19 protein-coding genes and 1 riboswitch are annotated in these 17,648 nt (G+C 48.8%); of the genes, 6 read left to right on the forward strand and 13 right to left on the reverse strand.

The genetic code is table 11. The features are described 5' to 3' along the window. Positions 1-15: 15 nt before the first annotated feature. The 11 genes from Q1B47_RS16005 to moaA all read right to left on the reverse strand — a co-directional run bounded on the left by Q1B47_RS16005 (position 16) and on the right by moaA (position 7,405). A complete protein-coding gene (locus Q1B47_RS16005) occupies positions 16-693 on the reverse strand; it encodes a response regulator transcription factor (protein WP_299795650.1) in 678 nt (225 codons plus the stop codon). A 9-nt stretch (positions 694-702) separates the two neighbouring features. Further along, positions 703-1,239, reverse strand: a complete 537-nt coding sequence (locus Q1B47_RS16010) for a PepSY domain-containing protein (RefSeq protein ID WP_299795652.1) — start codon at positions 1,237-1,239, stop codon at positions 703-705. 149 nt (positions 1,240-1,388) lie between these two features. Next, positions 1,389-1,736 carry a NirD/YgiW/YdeI family stress tolerance protein gene (locus Q1B47_RS16015; RefSeq protein ID WP_299795653.1) on the reverse strand — a complete coding sequence of 116 codons (348 nt, stop codon included), beginning with the start codon at positions 1,734-1,736 and terminating at the stop codon, positions 1,389-1,391. A 79-nt stretch (positions 1,737-1,815) separates the two neighbouring features. Then, positions 1,816-2,928 (reverse strand): ABC transporter ATP-binding protein, encoded by a 1,113-nt coding sequence (locus Q1B47_RS16020; RefSeq protein ID WP_299795655.1) that lies wholly within the window; start codon positions 2,926-2,928, stop codon positions 1,816-1,818. Continuing rightward, positions 2,909-3,589 (reverse strand): molybdate ABC transporter permease subunit, encoded by a 681-nt coding sequence (modB, locus tag Q1B47_RS16025; protein ID WP_299795657.1) that lies wholly within the window; start codon positions 3,587-3,589, stop codon positions 2,909-2,911. Before modB ends, Q1B47_RS16020 begins: the two co-directional genes overlap by 20 nt. Positions 3,590-3,592: 3 nt before the next feature. Then, entirely contained in the window at positions 3,593-4,402 is an 810-nt protein-coding gene (gene modA / locus Q1B47_RS16030) for a molybdate ABC transporter substrate-binding protein (protein ID WP_299795659.1), read from the reverse strand. Between the two features lie 33 nt (positions 4,403-4,435). Further along, positions 4,436-4,900, reverse strand: coding sequence for a molybdopterin synthase catalytic subunit MoaE (moaE, locus tag Q1B47_RS16035; RefSeq protein ID WP_299795661.1), 465 nt, complete (start codon positions 4,898-4,900; stop codon positions 4,436-4,438). A 2-nt stretch (positions 4,901-4,902) separates the two neighbouring features. After that, positions 4,903-5,154, reverse strand: a complete 252-nt coding sequence (moaD, locus tag Q1B47_RS16040) for a molybdopterin synthase sulfur carrier subunit (protein ID WP_299795663.1) — start codon at positions 5,152-5,154, stop codon at positions 4,903-4,905. Positions 5,155-5,163: 9 nt separating this feature from the next. Further along, positions 5,164-5,640 carry a cyclic pyranopterin monophosphate synthase MoaC gene (gene moaC, locus Q1B47_RS16045; RefSeq protein ID WP_299795665.1) on the reverse strand — a complete coding sequence of 159 codons (477 nt, stop codon included), beginning with the start codon at positions 5,638-5,640 and terminating at the stop codon, positions 5,164-5,166. Positions 5,641-5,720: 80 nt separating this feature from the next. Then, complete coding sequence (moaB, locus tag Q1B47_RS16050) at positions 5,721-6,245, reverse strand: molybdenum cofactor biosynthesis protein B (RefSeq protein WP_299795668.1); 525 nt, start codon at positions 6,243-6,245, stop codon at positions 5,721-5,723. Between the two features lie 179 nt (positions 6,246-6,424). Further along, positions 6,425-7,405: a GTP 3',8-cyclase MoaA gene (moaA, locus tag Q1B47_RS16055; RefSeq protein ID WP_299795670.1), complete on the reverse strand. Its 981-nt coding sequence runs from the start codon at positions 7,403-7,405 to the stop codon at positions 6,425-6,427. Beyond that, positions 7,393-7,527: riboswitch (molybdenum cofactor riboswitch) on the reverse strand. Its footprint overlaps the gene before it by 13 nt. 228 nt (positions 7,528-7,755) lie before the next feature. Between moaA and Q1B47_RS16060 the strand changes: the two genes are divergently transcribed. Continuing rightward, a complete protein-coding gene (locus Q1B47_RS16060; protein ID WP_299795672.1) occupies positions 7,756-9,405 on the forward strand; it encodes an electron transfer flavoprotein-ubiquinone oxidoreductase in 1,650 nt (549 codons plus the stop codon). Positions 9,406-9,696: 291 nt separating this feature from the next. Next, the gene (locus Q1B47_RS16065; RefSeq protein ID WP_299795674.1) at positions 9,697-11,610 is read left to right on the forward strand and encodes a methyl-accepting chemotaxis protein; all 1,914 of its coding nucleotides are present in this window, start codon (positions 9,697-9,699) and stop codon (positions 11,608-11,610) included. Between the two features lie 421 nt (positions 11,611-12,031). On the opposite strand, the gene Q1B47_RS16070 is transcribed toward Q1B47_RS16065, so the two are convergent. Next, on the reverse strand, positions 12,032-12,730 hold the full coding sequence (locus tag Q1B47_RS16070; protein WP_299795676.1) for an MOSC domain-containing protein: 699 nt from the start codon (positions 12,728-12,730) through the stop codon (positions 12,032-12,034). A 145-nt stretch (positions 12,731-12,875) separates the two neighbouring features. Here Q1B47_RS16070 and Q1B47_RS16075 point away from each other — a divergent pair, with 145 nt between their 5' ends. The 4 genes from Q1B47_RS16075 (at position 12,876) to Q1B47_RS16090 (ending at position 16,117) form a co-directional block, all read left to right on the forward strand. After that, the gene (locus tag Q1B47_RS16075) at positions 12,876-13,328 is read left to right on the forward strand and encodes a hypothetical protein (protein WP_299795678.1); all 453 of its coding nucleotides are present in this window, start codon (positions 12,876-12,878) and stop codon (positions 13,326-13,328) included. A 116-nt stretch (positions 13,329-13,444) separates the two neighbouring features. Continuing rightward, positions 13,445-14,140 (forward strand): response regulator, encoded by a 696-nt coding sequence (locus Q1B47_RS16080; protein ID WP_366873742.1) that lies wholly within the window; start codon positions 13,445-13,447, stop codon positions 14,138-14,140. Positions 14,141-14,164: 24 nt separating this feature from the next. Next, positions 14,165-15,448 (forward strand): ATP-binding protein, encoded by a 1,284-nt coding sequence (locus Q1B47_RS16085; RefSeq protein WP_299795682.1) that lies wholly within the window; start codon positions 14,165-14,167, stop codon positions 15,446-15,448. Positions 15,449-15,589: 141 nt separating this feature from the next. Further along, positions 15,590-16,117: a hypothetical protein gene (locus tag Q1B47_RS16090; protein ID WP_299795684.1), complete on the forward strand. Its 528-nt coding sequence runs from the start codon at positions 15,590-15,592 to the stop codon at positions 16,115-16,117. Between the two features lie 37 nt (positions 16,118-16,154). On the opposite strand, the gene Q1B47_RS16095 is transcribed toward Q1B47_RS16090, so the two are convergent. Next, entirely contained in the window at positions 16,155-17,612 is a 1,458-nt protein-coding gene (locus tag Q1B47_RS16095) for a sensor domain-containing diguanylate cyclase (RefSeq protein WP_299795686.1), read from the reverse strand. Between the last annotated feature and the right edge of the window lie 36 nt (positions 17,613-17,648).

The following is a 17,648-nucleotide window of genomic DNA, read 5'->3' on the forward strand; positions in this document are numbered from 1 at the left end:
CTACTCTGATATGGCTTAATTCCCTTGGCGGAGGCGATAACCTGCACCTCTAACGGTTTCAATCAACTCACCGAAGCCTAACTCTTCAAACTTACGTCTTAGCTTAGCGATATGAACGTCAATCACATTGGTACGGGGATCGAAGTGATAATCCCAAACGGCTTCAAATAGCAGAGTGCGGCTGATAACCTGGTTCGGGTGCTCCATCAGATACTTTAACAGCTGAAACTCTTTAGGTTGCAACATCAGCTCGGTGCCGTCTAAGGTGACTTTGCGGGTGAGCAGTTCCATCACCAGATTTCCCACGGCCAACTCGGTATCGGCAGGTTGAGAAAAACCTCTCTGCATCAATTTTTCAGCGCGTACGAGCAGCTCAGAGAAGGCAAAGGGCTTAGTCATATAATCATCACCACCCGCTCGCAAGCCTTTCACCCGCTCATCTACATGGCTGAGAGCCGAAAGGATCAATACCGGCGTCTGACTGCCTGTGGCTCTGAGAGCGGCCAGCAGCTTTAATCCATCGAGTTGCGGCAACATACGGTCTAAAATAATCAGATCATATTTCATGCTCGTCGCAAGAAGCAGCCCCTGATGCCCATCACTCGCGGTTTCAATGTTATGCCCCTGCTCTATAAAACCTTTAACCACATATTCGATGGTGGTTGCATCATCTTCTACAAGTAAAATCTTCATACAGATAACCTAGTTCCATTTAAGCATTGGTAGGGGGCGCTCAGTTTTTATATCAAACGCTAACTTGCTCTTACCATCTTCATCTATGAGTTTTAGCTCCAGATAACTGATATTAAGGTCATGATCTAACTGGGCTTCCACAATATGAGCCTGACTGTCTGACATAGCCTGTTTAACCAGATTACTGAAGGTTAACGACTTGTCTTCCATCATACTCACCGCCTTGAGTTCATCCTTGTCATCGGTTTCAAGTGACTCCACCTGCTGGTGGATCAGGCGACCATCTTTCGCTCTGAACTCAAACTCGGTGATAGTCTCGGCATTGGTGTCTATGACACTAACCTCATAGATTAACTCCCCCTTCTCTACATCAATCTCAAACTCGCTTATGACACCGGGGTACGCTTTCTCGACTTGTAGCATGATCATTTGCGGAGAGATGTTTTGTTCATCCGATAGCAGCTGTAATACCGAGGTCTCAGCCAGACAAGCGGCAGAAAAACCGGTACTTGAAAAAAGAACTAAACCAACCAGCCAACGAGCCATCGCTCCTCCGTTTTAATTTATACGCGGTCAATCTTATATCAATAAAGAAAAAACCGTTACCATTCAGATAACTCAACTGTTACCTTGCAGCATCCGGTCATACACAGTCTCGATGGTTTCAGGACCAAAGGCAACAGTTGATGAACCGCTTAATTTATGATGTCGATACTGTCGATCTCTATCTCAATCCCCTGCCATTCATCATCGACTTCACCCCGGAGCGTGACAGTGGTGTCACCGGAAACTTCGATATCCCGCCAGAGTGCATCATCGATCTCGACCTCCACATCGCCGGTCGCATCCCTGAAAAGGTACTTTTCATCGCCTAAGCTTTTCACCAGGTGCCCGGTCAGCTCTACCGGCGTATCATCTTTCGCTTCCCCGGCTTGTGCCGCCGTTTTGGCATGCGGGTTAACACCGGGACCATTATAGGCAGCAAACGCAGGCAGAGTTAATACACAAGATAAAATGATAGAGCCGGTTAATTTTTTAGACATTGTACTTTCTCCTTCTGGGTTAAAGCTAATTCTAAGCCGCTAACGGTAAAGGAGAGATGGAAACCAGATTAACGTTTGATCATAAATGGGGTTCCAGGATATGAATGAGCTCAGATTTGAGCGCCACCGTCGTGTCGACCCCTTGTGCCAGCTCCAGCTTCACCGCCAGGTGCAGTGGTACTTCGGCGTTTATCTGATGACGAACCCCTTTCACACTCGCAACAATTCTGACAGTTTCCCCCATAGTCAGCATCGAATCTATGGTGATATCTAACTTATTAAAGCTCCGGCATAGTCTGCCCTGCTTAATCGAGTTAAATCTGATGCCGTGATTCGGAATCACCCAACGAACCTTAGTTCCGATATCTAAGCTATCGAAATAGGTACTTGCGATAAGGTGATCACCAAACTTGAGCCAGGTGATCTGCCGCTCCTCCTCCTGAGCAATCACATGAGCATCGAAGAGGTTACGTAGCCCCATCTGCTTAGCAACCGCCTCATTGCGGGGACGAGCCAGCACCTCATGGGGCACTCCCTGCTGCAACATCTTACCCTGACTGATTAAAATCATGTTATCGGCAAGCAGTAGTGCCTCATTTAGGTCGTGGGTCACCATAACGACCGGAATAGAGAGTTGCTCTTTCAGCCTGGCCAACTCGAGATAGAGACGTTCACGGGTCTCCCTGTCCACGGCAGAAAAAGGCTCATCCAACAAGAGTACCGATGGCTCCCTGGCAAGTGCTCTTGCCAGGGCAACTCTCTGCCGCTGTCCTCCAGACAGGTTGGCGGGTAATCGATCCGGCAGGCCATGAAGGTTGACCCTTTCCAACCACTCTTCTGCACGGGCTACCCGTTCCTGTTTTGGAATATGATCTAATGCGGCGACCACATTTTCCAGCGCGGTCAGGTTAGGAAACAGGCCAAAGTGCTGTGGCACATAGCCCAGATGGCGCTGCTGAGGGCTCAGGTTAACCTTGGCATCACCTTTAAACCAGGACTTATCTCCGCAACGGATCTCACCGGACTCAGGCTGATTTAAGCCGGCAATCATTCGAAGCAGGGTCGATTTCCCGCCACCGGAAGGTCCGACAACTGCCATGACCTCACCGGCCTTACAGGTAAACTCGGCGTCGAGCCTGATATGCCTCTGCTGCTTGATACGACAAAAAAGATCACCGACGTCTTGAGACATGCGCCGCTCCCATACGTCTGGATAAACTGGTGGTAAATGCCAACACAGTGACCGCAAAAATGAGTAACACCAATGACATCTGTCCGGCACTGGCAAAGTCAAATGCCTGTACACTGTCATAGATGGAGATGGCAATGGTCTTAGTCTCACCGGCGATATTCCCGCCCATCATCAGAACGACACCGAACTCGCCTAATACATGTGAGAAACAGAGCACTAGAGCGGTCAATACACCGGGCCATACCATAGGCAGCTCTATCTTGAAGAGCACCTTCATTCGGCTCATTCCGCAACATGCCGCTGCGTCACGAACCTCTTCGGGTACCGCTTCGAAGGCGCGCTGTATCGGTTGGACCGCAAAAGGTATGTTGACTAAGACAGAGGCAACCACTAAACCCGAGAAGTGAAACACCAGTTGGTGCCCCAACAGCTCCTCCAACATCTGTCCGAGCCAGGATTGACTACCCAGCCCCACCAGCAGGTAGTATCCGATCACCGTAGGGGGCAACACTAACGGCACCATGATCAAAGCTTCGACCCAGGACTTGCCGGTAAAGTGATGATATGCCAGATAGCGGCTAAGCATGATGGCGAAGGGGATCAAGATAAGTACTGTGATACTACTGAGCTTAATCGATAACCAGAGCGCTTCCCAATCCATCTGTTATTTACCCGGCTCAGTTAAAACCCGGGGATCCGGCAGGCCAAATCCAAACTCGATAAATATCTGCCGGGCGCTGTCGGTTTGAAGGTAAGCGTAGAAAGCCTTAGCCGTAGCACCGGCTTTATCGGTCAGCACCATACGCTGATGCAGAGGGGCATGGAGTTCGGCGGGAAGTGCCTGATAGTGCCCCATCCTTTGAAATTGCGGGGCCATGGCTAAGGAGAGCGCGACAATGCCACCTTGCGTCGAGCCACTGACGGCAAACTGAGCCGCCTGTGAGACATTCTCACCATAGATGAGCTTGGGCTCTATCGATTCCCACAGTCCCATCCCCTGCAGCAGCTCCCTTGCCCGCTCACCATACGGCGCATGTTCGGGGTTAGCTATGGCGAAGCGTTGCAGTTTACCCGCGCTCAACATCGACTTAAGACCGTTGAGATCCGAGTCCAACTCGAGTGGAGAGCTTTTCGGAGCCGCAATGGCTAATCGGCCGACCGCATAGAGCACCCCATCATCGATGGCGGCTCCCGAGCTGGCTAACTGATGAATATATTTCTCATCGGCCGACATAAACAGCTGAAAGGGAGCACCATGTTTAATCTGCGCCACAAAATTGCCCGAGGATCCATAAGAGATCCTTACCCTTTCACCCGTCTCTTCGGTGAAGCGTTTGGCGATTTCATCGAGAGCAAACTTGATGTTAGATGCCGCAGCAATCGCCGGTACATCGCTCGCAGCCTGCGCATTCAGGCTTGAAAACAAAACTAAAACGCTGATACAAAGCGCAAACAGCCCTTTAAACTTCCTCATTATTCCCTTCCCGAATATGCTAAGCCCGACCTCTTACTTATCCCACATCTTAGCCGCCTGCTCATCGGCATCTTTAGCTTCGACCCAGTTCTTACCACTCTCGCCGGCTTCTAACTTCCAGAAGGGAGCCTTGGTCTTAAGAAAATCTATCAGGAACTCACAGGCAGCAAATGCGGCTTTACGGTGAGCACTGGTCACGCCGATAAATACAATCTGCTCACCCAGGGCCATAGTACCGACACGATGAATGATGGTCACATTATTCAACGGCCAACGCTCGCGAGCTTCAACGGCAATCTGGTTTAAGACCGCTTCGGTCATGCCCGGGTAGTGCTCCAGCGTCAGGTCGGTGACCACACTGCCATCATTAAAGTCCCTGACCTTACCAACAAAGGTGACTACGGCTCCATCGCCGTTATCATCGGCAATCAGGGCGTACTCTTGGGGCACACTAAAATCTTCGGTCTGTACCAGAACCTTATTCATAGTCGCAGACATGCTCACCCTCCGGTAACAGGCGGGAAGAAAGCCACTTCGTCACCATCTTGTATCGGAGTATCCCAGCTGCTGATGGTTTGATTTACGGCCACAAGCAGTTTGTCAGAGGCTAACACCCGCCCCCACTTCTCATCTTTAGCGGCCAGTGACGCGCGAAGAGTCTCGGCAGAGCTGAGCTCATCAGTCGCTTCAACCTGAAGAGCGCTTTCACCCAATAACTCTCTAACCTGTGCAAAAAATAATACGTTTATCATAACTAATCTCTATACCTTAAAATGACCAGACTTACCGCCACGCTTCTCTAACAGACGAGTCTGTGAGATCACCATATCTTTCTGAACTGCTTTACACATATCGTAGATGGTCAAGGCCGCTACCGAAGCTGCTGTTAGCGCCTCCATCTCGACCCCCGTCTTACCCGACAGCTTACATAAGCTGGTGATACGCACCCGGTTAAACTCAGGCTGAGCCTCCAGTTCGACCTCAACCTTAGTCAACATCAAAGGGTGGCATAATGGAATAAGATCCGAGGTCTTCTTTGCCGCCTGAATACCAGCGATACGAGCCGTTGCAAACACATCACCCTTGTGATGACTGCCGCTCATTATCATCTCCAGCGTATCCGCAGCCATTTCGATAAAGGCTTCGGCTCTGGCTTCTCTCTCGGTTACCGCTTTTTCGGTCACATCAACCATGTGGGCATTGCCATCGGCGTTGATATGAGTAAATTCATTCGACATCTGTTCTGACCTTTTACATTAACGCAATTCAAATAGAAAACTCACCCGGTATTACTGCTTAGCAATACTGAGGCTACGACTTAACCAGATATTTTTTTCACATGCATCACAAAGTTACAGGGTCTATGTGTTGCATCCAACTGTTCTTTAATGATTTTTGTCCACCCGGTGCGACACGCCCCGGTTGAGCCTGGCAGGCAAAAGATAGCAGTTTGGTTAGCAAAGCCACCCAGCGCCCTCGACTGTACGGTCGATGTGCCTAATTCGGTATAGGTGACATGACGAAATAACTCACCAAACCCCTCTATCTCTCTGTCGAAAAGAGGCTTTACCGCTTCCGGTGTGTTATCACGCTCGGTAAAACCCGTTCCACCGGTTGTGATAATAACCTGCACCTCATCGGATGCTATCCATTGAGATAACACCGAGCGTATCTTGTACTTATCATCTTTAATCAACTTACGCTCGACAAGCTTATGACCGGCTTCGAGCAGATTATCTTCCAGAAACTGTCCGGAAGTATCCTGGCTTAAGTCACGAGAATCAGACAAGGTGAGTACAGCTATGTTTAATGGTACAAATTGGGTATTGATGCAGTGTCCCATAAATAGTTCTCTTAAACTGTAGTTGATAGTAACCCGATGTTTAACCACGAAATTATAATCGTAACCGGCATAATAAATTTGATGCGGGTCATGCAATGATTAACTATAACCAGCTGTGCAACATAGGGTCATATAATAGGCAGGCAAATATCTGGATATAAGCCTGCCTCTCTTATCGACTAACCGCCGATAGACGCTAAATGTTGAGTCACACCTGTTATGCCATCGTGGAGGAAGTGAGTCTCTTTCTTCTGTATGAGCTGTCCATGGAGGCGCTCTACGAGTTCAACCCTTTGACTCTCATGTTGAAGCAGGTCTCTGAGATCGACACCATTTTCAGTAAAGAGGCAGAGATGAAGTTTTCCGTTTGCAGAAACCCGTAAGCGGTTACAGCTGGCACAGAAGTTTTTCTCATAGGGCATGATCAGGCCGATGCGGCCCTTGTGATCCTCATGACTGAAATTCTGAGCCGGGCCATCATCGACAGCAGGCTGGTCATAGGTCCACCCCTGCTCTATGAGTTGCGATTTGATATCGGCACCGGCCAGATGGTGCGCCTGAAAGTAGTCATGTCCCAGACCCGTTTCCATCAACTCTATGAAACGCAGATCTATCGGTGTGTGCTTTATCCAGTGCAGAAAACGGGGCAGATCTTTATCATTCAAGCCTTTGAGCAGTACGGCATTGATCTTCACCCGCTCGAAACCCGCCTCGAGTGCAGCATCAATCCCACGCATCACCTCATCGAACTTATTTTCACCAGTGATCTGATAAAACATCTTAGGATCGAGACTGTCGACCGAGACATTGATCCGTCTCAACCCGGCGTCATACCACTCTTTAGCATGCTTCTCTAAACGATAGCCATTGGTTGTCGTTGCAATGGTCTTAATCTTATCGTTGTCGGCAACAGCCCGAATGATATCGGTAAAGTCTTTTCGAAGGGTAGGTTCGCCACCTGTGATACGGATCTTCTGAGTACCGACCTGAGAAAAGGCGGCGATCAAATTCTCTATTTCGCTTAACGCCAGAAATTTAGAGCGTCCGTCTGGACGATAACCGTCAGGAAGGCAGTATGTGCATTTGAAATTACAAACGTCAGTAACAGACATCCGTAAATAGTGAAATCTTCGACCAAATTTGTCTTGTAGTTGAGACATGATCACCTTTCCAAGTAAGGGGAGGTGAGAGCATTTCTGTTCACACCCCGGTGGCGTTATTGCCACGGCTTAGCGTCCATATCTGTTGACGTAGGACAAAAAGCTCGGAGAACCGTCAGGGGCTAATTATAGTCCTATTTAAAATTCAATCCATAGCGGAAATGCTGCAATCCTTGTTCGAGATCAATCAGGCGTTAACATTTTGTGACACCCCTCACATACATAATTAGTATCAAACAGGCAGGAATCACTGTTTAAACTCTGTGCCATTGTTCATTTTTGCGGTATGGTGGAGATAATGATTAAAACACCCGTTTAACGGGGAGAAGTGACCGACTAGAGGTGAAGTGATGGAACGCGAATCGATGGAGTTCGATGTCGTCATCGTTGGAGCCGGCCCTGCGGGACTGGCTACAGCGTGTCGACTAATGCAGGTATCGAAAGACAGTGGCCAGGAACTAACTGTCTGTGTAGTAGAAAAAGGCTCGGAGGTTGGAGCCCATATACTCTCCGGAGCGGTTTTTGAACCTAAGGTGCTGGATGAACTGTTCCCTGACTGGCATGAAAAGGGAGCACCACTTCACACCGCGGTAAAGTCAGATGAACTTCATATGTTGAGCTCTGCCACTGACTCGCGTGCCATGCCCGACTCACTCCTGCCCAAGACAATGCATAATGAGGGGAACTACATTATCAGCGTAGGCAACCTGGCTCGCTGGCTCGCCGAACGCGCCGAAGAACTTGGCGTCGAAATATTTCCGGGCTTCCCCGCAAGTGAACTGCTCTTCAATGAAGATGACAGTGTAAAGGGGATCTTGATTGGTGATATGGGTATCGGGGCCGACGGAAAAGCTAAAGATAGCTTTGAACCCGGCATGGAGCTTCACGCTAAATATACTGTCTTCAGTGAGGGTTGCCGTGGCCACTTAGGCAAACAACTCATAGAGAAATATCACTTAGATAACGGTAAGACGCCCCAGCACTATGGCTTGGGTTTCAAAGAGATCTGGAAGGTCCCAAGTGAACAACATCAGCAGGGTAAGGTGGTTCATACCGGCGGCTGGCCATTAACCGATGGCGCCTCAGGTGGCGGTTATCTCTATCATCTTGAAGATAATCAGATCGCAGTGGGCCTTATCGTCGATCTTAATTATCAAAACCCGCACCTGAGTCCTTTCGACGAGTTCCAGCGTTATAAGACCCACCCGGTCATCTCGCAATACTTAACCGGGGGCGAACGCCTGAGCTACGGTGCACGGGCGATCACCAAGGGGGGCTTAAACTCACTGCCCAAGATGAGCTTCCCCGGTGGTCTGATTATTGGTTGTAATGCCGGTACCCTCAATTTTGCCAAGATCAAAGGTACACATACGGCCATGAAGAGCGGAATGCTGGCAGCTGAAACTATCGCACAGGCACATCTTGCCGGGGTCGAAGGCGGTAAAGACCTTGACTGTTTCAATGACAGATTTACGGAGAGTTGGTTACAGGATGAATTATATAGGTCTCGTAACTTCGGGCCGGCGATGCACAAGTTCGGTACCTACCTGGGTGGCGCCTTCAACTATATTGATCAGAACTGGTTCGGTGGCAAGTTCCCTATCACCCTGAGGGACGAGAAGCCCGATCACGCTCAGATGGCAGATGTAAACAGCTATAGTAAAATCGATTATCCCAAACCCGACGGTAAGCTGAGCTTCGATAAACTCTCCTCTGTATACCTTTCGAACACCTTCCACGAAGAGGACCAGCTATGTCACCTTCGACTCAAGGATGCGCGTATCCCTATCGATGTAAATCTGGTGAAGTTTGATGAACCCGCTCAGCGCTATTGTCCTGCCGGGGTTTATGAAGTTATCGAAGAGGAAGGTGAAAGCAAATTCATGATCAATGCTCAGAACTGCATTCACTGTAAAACATGCGATATAAAAGATCCCAGCCAAAATATCACCTGGGTGACTCCCGAAGGCGGCGGTGGACCAAACTACCCCAACATGTAGTTTATAAAGCAAAATACGCGCTCCCTTGAGCGCGTATTTTTTTAACATGTATAAAAATCAGCCATTGCATTCGAGTCAAAAAATAATCATAATCCACTTCTCTAATAAAAGCGTTACAAAACAAGCAAGCGCTAATTTTTCTTTCAGAAAAAAAGTCAACTATCCTACTAAACTAATAGCTGAGGCATTCAATAAGAGTGTTCACTATTATCTGTCTCTTTACCCAAACGCAGGCTCCATCACTTTGGTAACCGAACTCCAGTCGGTTCAAGAATAAGCGGATTGCAAACTATGAACTTTAATATGCTCACAATTAAACAGAAGATATTACTTACGGTGACGCTCGCCGTGCTGTTATCTACCATTCTTGTAGGAGTCCTTAGCCAACGCAGTGCAAAGGACGTTGTCGAGCAGCGGATGCTGAATTCAGAGATGCCAAGCATGTTGCAGCAGATCCGCAACAAGGTCGAACTGGATATTTCAACCTTAATGAATGCCGCCGAGCAGCTTGCAAACAGCCGCATGCTCATTCAATGGCTGGAGGATGGCCGCCCGGTCGAGAGTGAGGAGCTGGTCACCAATCAGCTTAAAGATATCACAGGGCAGTACCATTTAGCCCAAGCCTCGTTCGCCGACAGGGAGACCGCCGCCTATTACACCCAGAATGGTTTCTTACGTGAGCTCACTCCATCTCAGGACGGCTGGTTTTTCGATTATAAAAACAGCGGCACAGAGCGCATGCTCAATGTCTTTACCGAGGCCAATGGCGATGTGAAGCTGTTTATCAACTATCAGCAGCCTAATGGCCGAGGATTAGTCGGCTTGGCAAAGTCTCTCGATGATATGGTAAGACTGCTCGCCTCCTTTAAGATTGAACAGACCGGCTTCGTTTATCTCGTCGATGCAAAGGGGCAGGTAAAATTACACCAGGATACGGCTCAAATTGGTAATGCCGACCTCAACAGCCTCTACCAAGGTAACACCAATAGCCTGCTCAATCGAAGTGACTTCAGCCTTTTAAAAACCGAGATCGATGGAGAGGCGATGCTGGTTGCCAGTAGCTATATCCCCTCGATGGACTGGTACCTTATCGCACAGGTCCCTGAGGGAGAGATGTTTGCCCTGCTCGAAGAGTCTGCATATCAGATCTTAATATGGACCATACTCATTGCTGTGGGCTTCATTGTCTTGGCCACCTTTGTTGCCGGTTCCGTCAGTCGTCCCATCTCAGTCGTAGCCTCCATGCTACAGGACATAGGTGAAGGTGAAGGCGATCTGCGCCAGCGTTTGCCCGTCGAAGGTAACGACGAGCTGACTCAACTGGCGAAAGGGTTCAACAGCTTCATCAGTAAAATTCAGGGTTCTATCATCGAAGTCACTGAAACCAGTGAACAGTTGAGCCTGTCGGCTAAAGATGTCGCCAGCCAGGCTGAGCAGACCCTCTCCGATAGCCAGCTACAGAAAGACCAGACCATGATGGTAGTTACCGCGATCAATGAGATGGGAGCAACCGTTAACGAAATCGCCGGTAACGCAGCTCAGGCAGCGGATACGGCAAGAAGTGCCGACACCGAGTCCAACACCGGGCAGGGTGTCGTTACACGCGCCCGCGATACCATCAACCAACTGTCCAGCGATGTGGAGCAGGTCGGTGAGGTCATCGAGTCTCTGGCGACTCATACTAAATCGATCGGGGGAATTTTAGATGTTATCCGCGCCGTATCAGAGCAAACCAACCTACTCGCACTGAATGCCGCCATTGAGGCCGCGCGAGCCGGTGAAGCGGGACGTGGATTCGCCGTCGTCGCCGATGAGGTGCGCAACCTTGCCTCGCGTACGGCCGAATCGACCGATGAAGTACAGATAATGATAGATAAGCTACAGTCTGAGGCCGGCAGAGCCGTCGATGCCATGACTCAGAGCCGCTCCCGCTCTATCGAAGGTGTCACTGCTGTCGATGAGGCGAGTCAGTCACTATCAGGGATCAGTGAGCGGATAGGCCATATCACAGATATGAATATCCAGGTGGCAGCTGCAACCGAAGAGCAGTCAACCGTGGTCGAAGATATCAACCGTAACGTCACCGAGATCAGCGAGATCACCCAGAGAACGGCCAACACCTCCCAGGCTGCGGCTCAGGCGAGTCAGTCACTTAATCAGCTCGCCAACCGCCTTGACACCTTAGTGGCCGGATTTAAGGTATAATACCAATCAGTATAAAGATGTGATCGCTCAGCGAGAGTTTAGCGTTTCTGAGGCAAGGCAACGAGTAAAGAGCATAGTATTCTAGGTTTAAGCTCGTTAACACAGCATCAGATGCGCTAAAACTTGCCTTTTAGGAGCTTTTTGGGCTGCCTACTTCTTCGTTGAATAACTTCAAAAGGGAGCACCATTACATCAGTTATCCGCCTCGAATTAGTTTGCCCAAAATAGCTCTGAGTAGATCACTTTCTTATGCTGATTGGTATAACGGCGGAAAGAGCAAAGATGACGCGATGCTAGAAGATGGCCTTCGCCCTAATCGACACTCACGTTATTCTTGCTCTATAAAAACCATAGACTAGTTTGCTAACTTTCCGGGGGCAACCCCCGGCCCCCCCGAACAGAAGGAGGCCTGTTCCTGAAGCTAGTTCCCCTGCGGACCGAACAGGCGCATCTGCCAGCCCTCAATTTTTAGAGTTTCCAACCTTCTTTGTAAGCTATCTACCCAGGAGGTGGCAAGGCCCTCACAGGAAGCCAACCTGTCATAGGCTCGCGCATCAAACTCGGGAGAAAAATAGATAGCCATCGCCTCCCTGACACTGATATCGGTTCTGCGTTCGAGCAGTGAGACGCCATCATGATGCGATATATGTCCGGGCTTAAGTACACGATAGAACCAGCCACACAGGCCGCTGGTTTGCATCGCATAAGCAAACTCCCTATGGCCAAACTGATGATTTAACTTGAAGCAGGGCGACCTGGGTTGAGTCACCTGTAACTCAACATCACCGATGGCTATGACGTCACCGATATTAACCCGGTTCTCATCTAAACCTACGCTGCTGATGTTCTCTCCCATGGCCGGAGCATCTTTAAACTGACTCATCATATCCCAGCGACGGTACTGTCCATAATGCTCCCTGGGAAAATGGTGCAACACACGATCCACTCCACCGTGATGACGGGTATCGGCCTGAGCATCACCTGATACACAGTCTAACCCGACATCTAACCCGGTAACGGCCCTCTTCTGATCTATACCTGTGGGAATACCTGATTCTAGACGGGTTTCACTGCCCAGATACAGTCCGGATAATCGGTTTACGAGTACACCTTTCGACATCTAACTCTCCATTATTAAATCGTCTCACCCAAGCCCAACTCCTAACATAACACGGACATATCCATACAAAGTGAGTCTGTTTCCTGTTTAAGCAAATAAAGATAATGCCACCAACGTAAATAACTCACTTACTCAAGGCCAGACTATGAACTTTATTTGCCGCATGGCGACCTGCACACTCGTAATTTTATCCGTTTCCGGCTGCGCTACCTCCTACGATACACAAAAGTCATTCTGGAGTTTTGGCAAAGGCTTCGATATCACCCAGATCGCCGAAGATAGCTGGCAGATTGGGTTTGTCGGCAACGCGCAAACCGATCGTGCACTCGCCAGGAAGTATATGCTGCGAAAGGCAGCAGAATTAGCAGATGGAGCCAACTACCCGTACTTTGTACTCAGCGGTGAACAAAACAACAAAGACACAGTCGCCAGTAGTGGAATCGGCTTCAAGCGCGATGACTGGCTGTATAGCCTGGGGAATATTGAAAATGAAACCTCTGTGATTGTCGAAGTAACCGGGTTACACGATAAAACGGAAAGAGGTTCCAGGGTTTACGATACACGTTACATCCTGAATAAGATTAAATTCGATAGCTGATAGCTGTCGGGCACTTTGTTTTGGTACAGAACGCCCATTTTACTGACAATAATTCTGTCGGATATCGACGAGGAGTGCTAAATTTGCCAAAGATATCGCAGCAACAACCGGAAGAGATGAACAAGATTACCGCCGTACTCGTTGAAGACGATGAGAAGATCAGCGAGTTGCTCTCATGCTACTTAGAGAAACAACAAATTCGGGTTACCTGTGTCAACGACGGTGCCGATGCCGTCGCCACCATCCTGGATAAACAACCGGATATTGTCATTCTCGATCTCATGCTGCCGAATGTGGATGGATTCACTATCTGTCGTCAAATTCAACCACAATACAATGGCAAACTCCTCTTTCTTACCGCCAGTGAAGACGATATGGATCAGGTCGCTGCACTGGAGATGGGGGCCGATGACTTTGTGGTGAAGCCTGTGCAGCCCAGGGTATTGCTGGCAAGACTGCGCATGCTGCTCAGACGCAATACAGACACCCCCAGACCAGAATCCAAAGAGCTCACTTTTGGTGAACTCTATCTGGATAACCAGCGTAAACAATGCTCTCTGGCCCAACAAGATGTCAAACTCACCAGCAGTGAGTTTGACCTGCTTTGGTTGCTGGCAACCCATGCCGACGAGGTGTTATCCCGTGACTTCTTAGTCAAGACGATTCGCGGCATCGAATACGATGGCATAGATCGCACCATAGACAATAAGATAGTGGTACTTCGCAAGAAACTCGGCGATAACCCGGCGCTGCCAAGAAAAATTATCACGGTACGGGCCAAAGGCTACCTGTTTGTACCGGACCGCTGGTAAGTAAAAAAACTCACTGGAAAACTGATGAAGCGACTGTTTCTACTCTCTTATGGAACCATCTTAGTCACCTTTTTTATCGCCATGATCGCGATGGATCAATTTGAGCTTTTCTCTACCGATAAGCTTGAAGACATTGCGTTTGGTAATGAGATATCGGCAACAGCTGGCCTGCTGACTGAGATAGCCGAGAATCAGGGGCAAGCTCAAGCCGAACGTTCATTTAAAATGTTCGCAGATAAGATGCACTTAACTTTAGATATCTATGAATCAAGCAGTTCAGAGATCAGTGATGAGATTAAGGCCAGCCTCTCAGAAAGAGATTTTTTTATCGAAGATAGCGAAGAGGATATTGCCTATCTGCGCTTTGGTGATAAACAAAAGATCTATCTGATTGCTGACGATATGAGCTCTCCATTTATGCAGCAGATACGTAATAAGGAGTGGCTGATTCTGGTCGAGATCTGTACCGCACTCGCTATCATCACCTTTATCGTACTCTTCTTGTTAGCCCGGAGGTTACGTCGATTGGAAAAAACCTATATCGCCTTCGCCGATGGCGACTTTACAGCGAGGGCATCGACAAAGATGTTCCATAACGTGGGTAAGCTAAATAACACTTTCAATATTATGGCCGACCGAATTTCACAACTGATCAGCAGCAACCGAAACCTGACCAACGCGGTTGCGCACGAGTTCAGGACTCCCATTTTTCGCATTCAATGTAATCTGGATATGCTGGATGATTCTAAGGTGCGGCCCGATCAGATGCCTCACCTTGAAGGTATTCAATCGGACCTCAATGAGCTCAACAGCATGGTCGAAGAGCTGCTGCGCTTCTCTAAGCTGGAGCGTCTTGATACCAGCCTGGTACTGGAACCTACCGATATAGGGAGCCTGCTCGAGAAGCAGCTAAACCATCTTCAATTTGAAACAGAGATAAGACTCACACTGGATATCCGGGATAACTGCATCGCCCCCGTGTCGATCAGAGCACTGCAACGTGCACTGGGAAATGTCATACGCAATGGCTATAAGTACGCCGACTCTGAGGTTAGGATATCGCTGCAGCCAAGTCCGGAGGAGCTACATATTGCCATCGAAAATGATGGCCCGCCTATCCCGGTTAAGGAGAGGGAAACCATCTTTGACCCCTTCGTTCGCCTGGACAAGTCCAGAGACAGGCAGAGTGGCGGGCACGGGCTGGGGCTGGCGATCACCAAGCAGATCATAAAACAGCATAAGGGCAGCATCTACATCACCGATAGTAAGATGGGCGGAGCCTGTTTTAATATTAAGCTGCCGTTATAGCCAACTTAACATAGGTGAAATCCAGCTTTTAACAGCTATGCCTGCATAGCTGCAACGACAAGGGTATACAGAGCCATACATCTTGGTTCTGGCTCAGCTTTCATATCCTCAGCATAATGAGATCTCACTGCAGGAGGCAATATGAAATCCACTCTTCTTACCACTATGCTGCTCATCGCTTCGCTCAGCAACAAGGAGGCACAGGCACCGCAAATTGCCCTGCAGATGGTTGCGCCCGATGGCACAGCTAACAACCTCGAAGAGTATCGTCGCCACCGACAGGCCTTACTCCTTCACTTCAAGGGCCATAGCTATCCCATTCAACTTGTCGCGACTACCGATAGTTCACTCATTGTCAGCTATGAAGAGGGGGTCGCGGTTATAGGATTCAACCTTGCCAAGGGGCAGCCGATGAGCCGGTTAACCATCTATGAAGGGCAATTTGATAGCAGAATATTGGCCTCTGAAAAATTTGAGCTGAAAGCAATAGAGGCCGCCGAGAAAATATATGCCTCATCCGATATTTCCATCGCTCAAGATCAGGCTAATCTGGTCTATATCGGTAAATTAAGGCAGGAGCCTGACTCAAAAGCCATCCCGGCCAGAGTGGCTATCAACGAAACGCTGATGAGAACAGCCCTTCCCCGGTTTCATATGGAAATCGATTAGATGCCTATTGTCATAAAATGGGTCAGACTAAACCCAATCAGTTGGAAAGCACCACCCGATCCCGCCCCTGCTCTTTTGCCTGATAAAGCGCGACATCCGCACGATTTATCAGTTCGTTAGGCCTCTCGCTGTGGTTGTACTCCGCCACGCCTAAGCTTACAGTCACACAGATCTCATGCTCATTGACCCTGATCTTTCGCGTGGCAATCTTGCCTCTTATCCGCTCAGCAACATCAACGGCGTGACTTAATTCGAGGTTTGGCAGCAGTAGCAAAAACTCCTCCCCTCCCCAGCGGCAAACGGCATCTTTCTCTCTTAACTGGTTTTTCAATATGCTGCTCACCGTTTTAATCACTAAATCACCAACATTATGTCCATAGGTGTCATTCACATCTTTAAACAGATCGATATCGAGTAAAATTATCGAAATGGGAGCCTCGTTGTCACCGGCCTCGGCCATCGCCTTTGAAAAATACTCTTCAAATACCTGACGATTGGCGACGCCGGTCAGCTTGTCAGTGGAAGCCATAAACTCCAGCTTTCTCTGGTATCTCCCCAACGTTAGATTAGCAATCAGTAAGATACCAATGGTCACGATGAAGCTGATAGACAAGTTTGCCCAAAAGGTGGTCAATAACCTCTGCTCACTATCGACCTCCTCCTGCTCTACCATTAGGTACCACTTGAACTCAGGAACTAAACGGCTGTTGAGGTAGACCATTTTTCCATTTCGCATATAGGAGAGTGATGCACTGGGACTGGTCAAAATTCGCGTCGCAAGCTTATCCAGACCCGGTGTATCCTGTATTGTCTCATCACCGGAAAACTCTGCACCATACAGCGTGACATGGCCCTCACGATCGATAAAATAGACGCGCCTGTTGTACCTTTCCTGATAGCGTTCGATCAACTTTTTTACCCGCTCGACGGCTAACCCCACTCCGGTTATGCCAATAAACCTGCCCTCGAAATCGAAGACCTTATAGTTCACATAGACTACGGTTCGATTAAGGTTACTCGTATCTGGATCGATATTGATTTCATAAAGCTCAGACTTAGGCAACGAGCGTACCCGAAAATACCAGGCATCTTCGGGATCGATATCTTTTATCTGTTTTAGTATTCCCGATGAGTGATAGTAGTTTCTGGATTTTTCAGAGACAAAAAAGCTGGTCACGGTATCGTATTTATCCTGGATCTCCCTGAGGTAGTGGATCAACTTCTCGGGATCCTGTTCATCATTAATTGTCCAGTCACGCACGAAGGTATCTTGCGCCATCAACGAAGAGATAAAGATGGGTTGCAACAGATCCTGCTGGATCTCCGAGTAGATGTTGTCGCTGGTCAGGGGGAGGGTATTTTCTTCAATCTGCTCACTTAAGGAGTTGCGTGCCACCTGATAACTGATCCCGCTGGTCGCAATAAAGGCACCAAAGAGCAGAATGGAGAGGAGCCAGACAAATTTTCTCTTATCATTCCAAATTGTCTTACCCATTATTATTCTCGCTTACCTTTCACATGGCATCTCGGC

The organism is uncultured Shewanella sp. (assembly GCF_947501225.1).
Taxonomy (GTDB): domain Bacteria; phylum Pseudomonadota; class Gammaproteobacteria; order Enterobacterales; family Shewanellaceae; genus Shewanella.

Excerpts from the sequence above, each read along its gene's own strand:
- Q1B47_RS16005 (WP_299795650.1), bottom strand. The coding sequence starts at position 693 with ATGAAGATTTTACTTGTAGAAGATGATGCAACCACCATCGAATATGTG.
- Q1B47_RS16010 (WP_299795652.1), bottom strand. The coding sequence starts at position 1,239 with ATGGCTCGTTGGCTGGTTGGTTTAGTTCTTTTTTCAAGTACCGGTTTT.
- Q1B47_RS16015 (WP_299795653.1), bottom strand. The coding sequence starts at position 1,736 with ATGTCTAAAAAATTAACCGGCTCTATCATTTTATCTTGTGTATTAACT.
- Q1B47_RS16020 (WP_299795655.1), bottom strand. The coding sequence starts at position 2,928 with ATGTCTCAAGACGTCGGTGATCTTTTTTGTCGTATCAAGCAGCAGAGG.
- modB (WP_299795657.1), bottom strand. The coding sequence starts at position 3,589 with ATGGATTGGGAAGCGCTCTGGTTATCGATTAAGCTCAGTAGTATCACA.
- modA (WP_299795659.1), bottom strand. The coding sequence starts at position 4,402 with ATGAGGAAGTTTAAAGGGCTGTTTGCGCTTTGTATCAGCGTTTTAGTT.
- moaE (WP_299795661.1), bottom strand. The coding sequence starts at position 4,900 with ATGTCTGCGACTATGAATAAGGTTCTGGTACAGACCGAAGATTTTAGT.
- moaD (WP_299795663.1), bottom strand. The coding sequence starts at position 5,154 with ATGATAAACGTATTATTTTTTGCACAGGTTAGAGAGTTATTGGGTGAA.
- moaC (WP_299795665.1), bottom strand. The coding sequence starts at position 5,640 with ATGTCGAATGAATTTACTCATATCAACGCCGATGGCAATGCCCACATG.
- moaB (WP_299795668.1), bottom strand. The coding sequence starts at position 6,245 with ATGGGACACTGCATCAATACCCAATTTGTACCATTAAACATAGCTGTA.
- moaA (WP_299795670.1), bottom strand. The coding sequence starts at position 7,405 with ATGTCTCAACTACAAGACAAATTTGGTCGAAGATTTCACTATTTACGG.
- Q1B47_RS16060 (WP_299795672.1), top strand. The coding sequence starts at position 7,756 with ATGGAACGCGAATCGATGGAGTTCGATGTCGTCATCGTTGGAGCCGGC.
- Q1B47_RS16065 (WP_299795674.1), top strand. The coding sequence starts at position 9,697 with ATGAACTTTAATATGCTCACAATTAAACAGAAGATATTACTTACGGTG.
- Q1B47_RS16070 (WP_299795676.1), bottom strand. The coding sequence starts at position 12,730 with ATGTCGAAAGGTGTACTCGTAAACCGATTATCCGGACTGTATCTGGGC.
- Q1B47_RS16075 (WP_299795678.1), top strand. The coding sequence starts at position 12,876 with ATGAACTTTATTTGCCGCATGGCGACCTGCACACTCGTAATTTTATCC.
- Q1B47_RS16080 (WP_366873742.1), top strand. The coding sequence starts at position 13,445 with ATGAACAAGATTACCGCCGTACTCGTTGAAGACGATGAGAAGATCAGC.
- Q1B47_RS16085 (WP_299795682.1), top strand. The coding sequence starts at position 14,165 with ATGAAGCGACTGTTTCTACTCTCTTATGGAACCATCTTAGTCACCTTT.
- Q1B47_RS16090 (WP_299795684.1), top strand. The coding sequence starts at position 15,590 with ATGAAATCCACTCTTCTTACCACTATGCTGCTCATCGCTTCGCTCAGC.
- Q1B47_RS16095 (WP_299795686.1), bottom strand. The coding sequence starts at position 17,612 with ATGGGTAAGACAATTTGGAATGATAAGAGAAAATTTGTCTGGCTCCTC.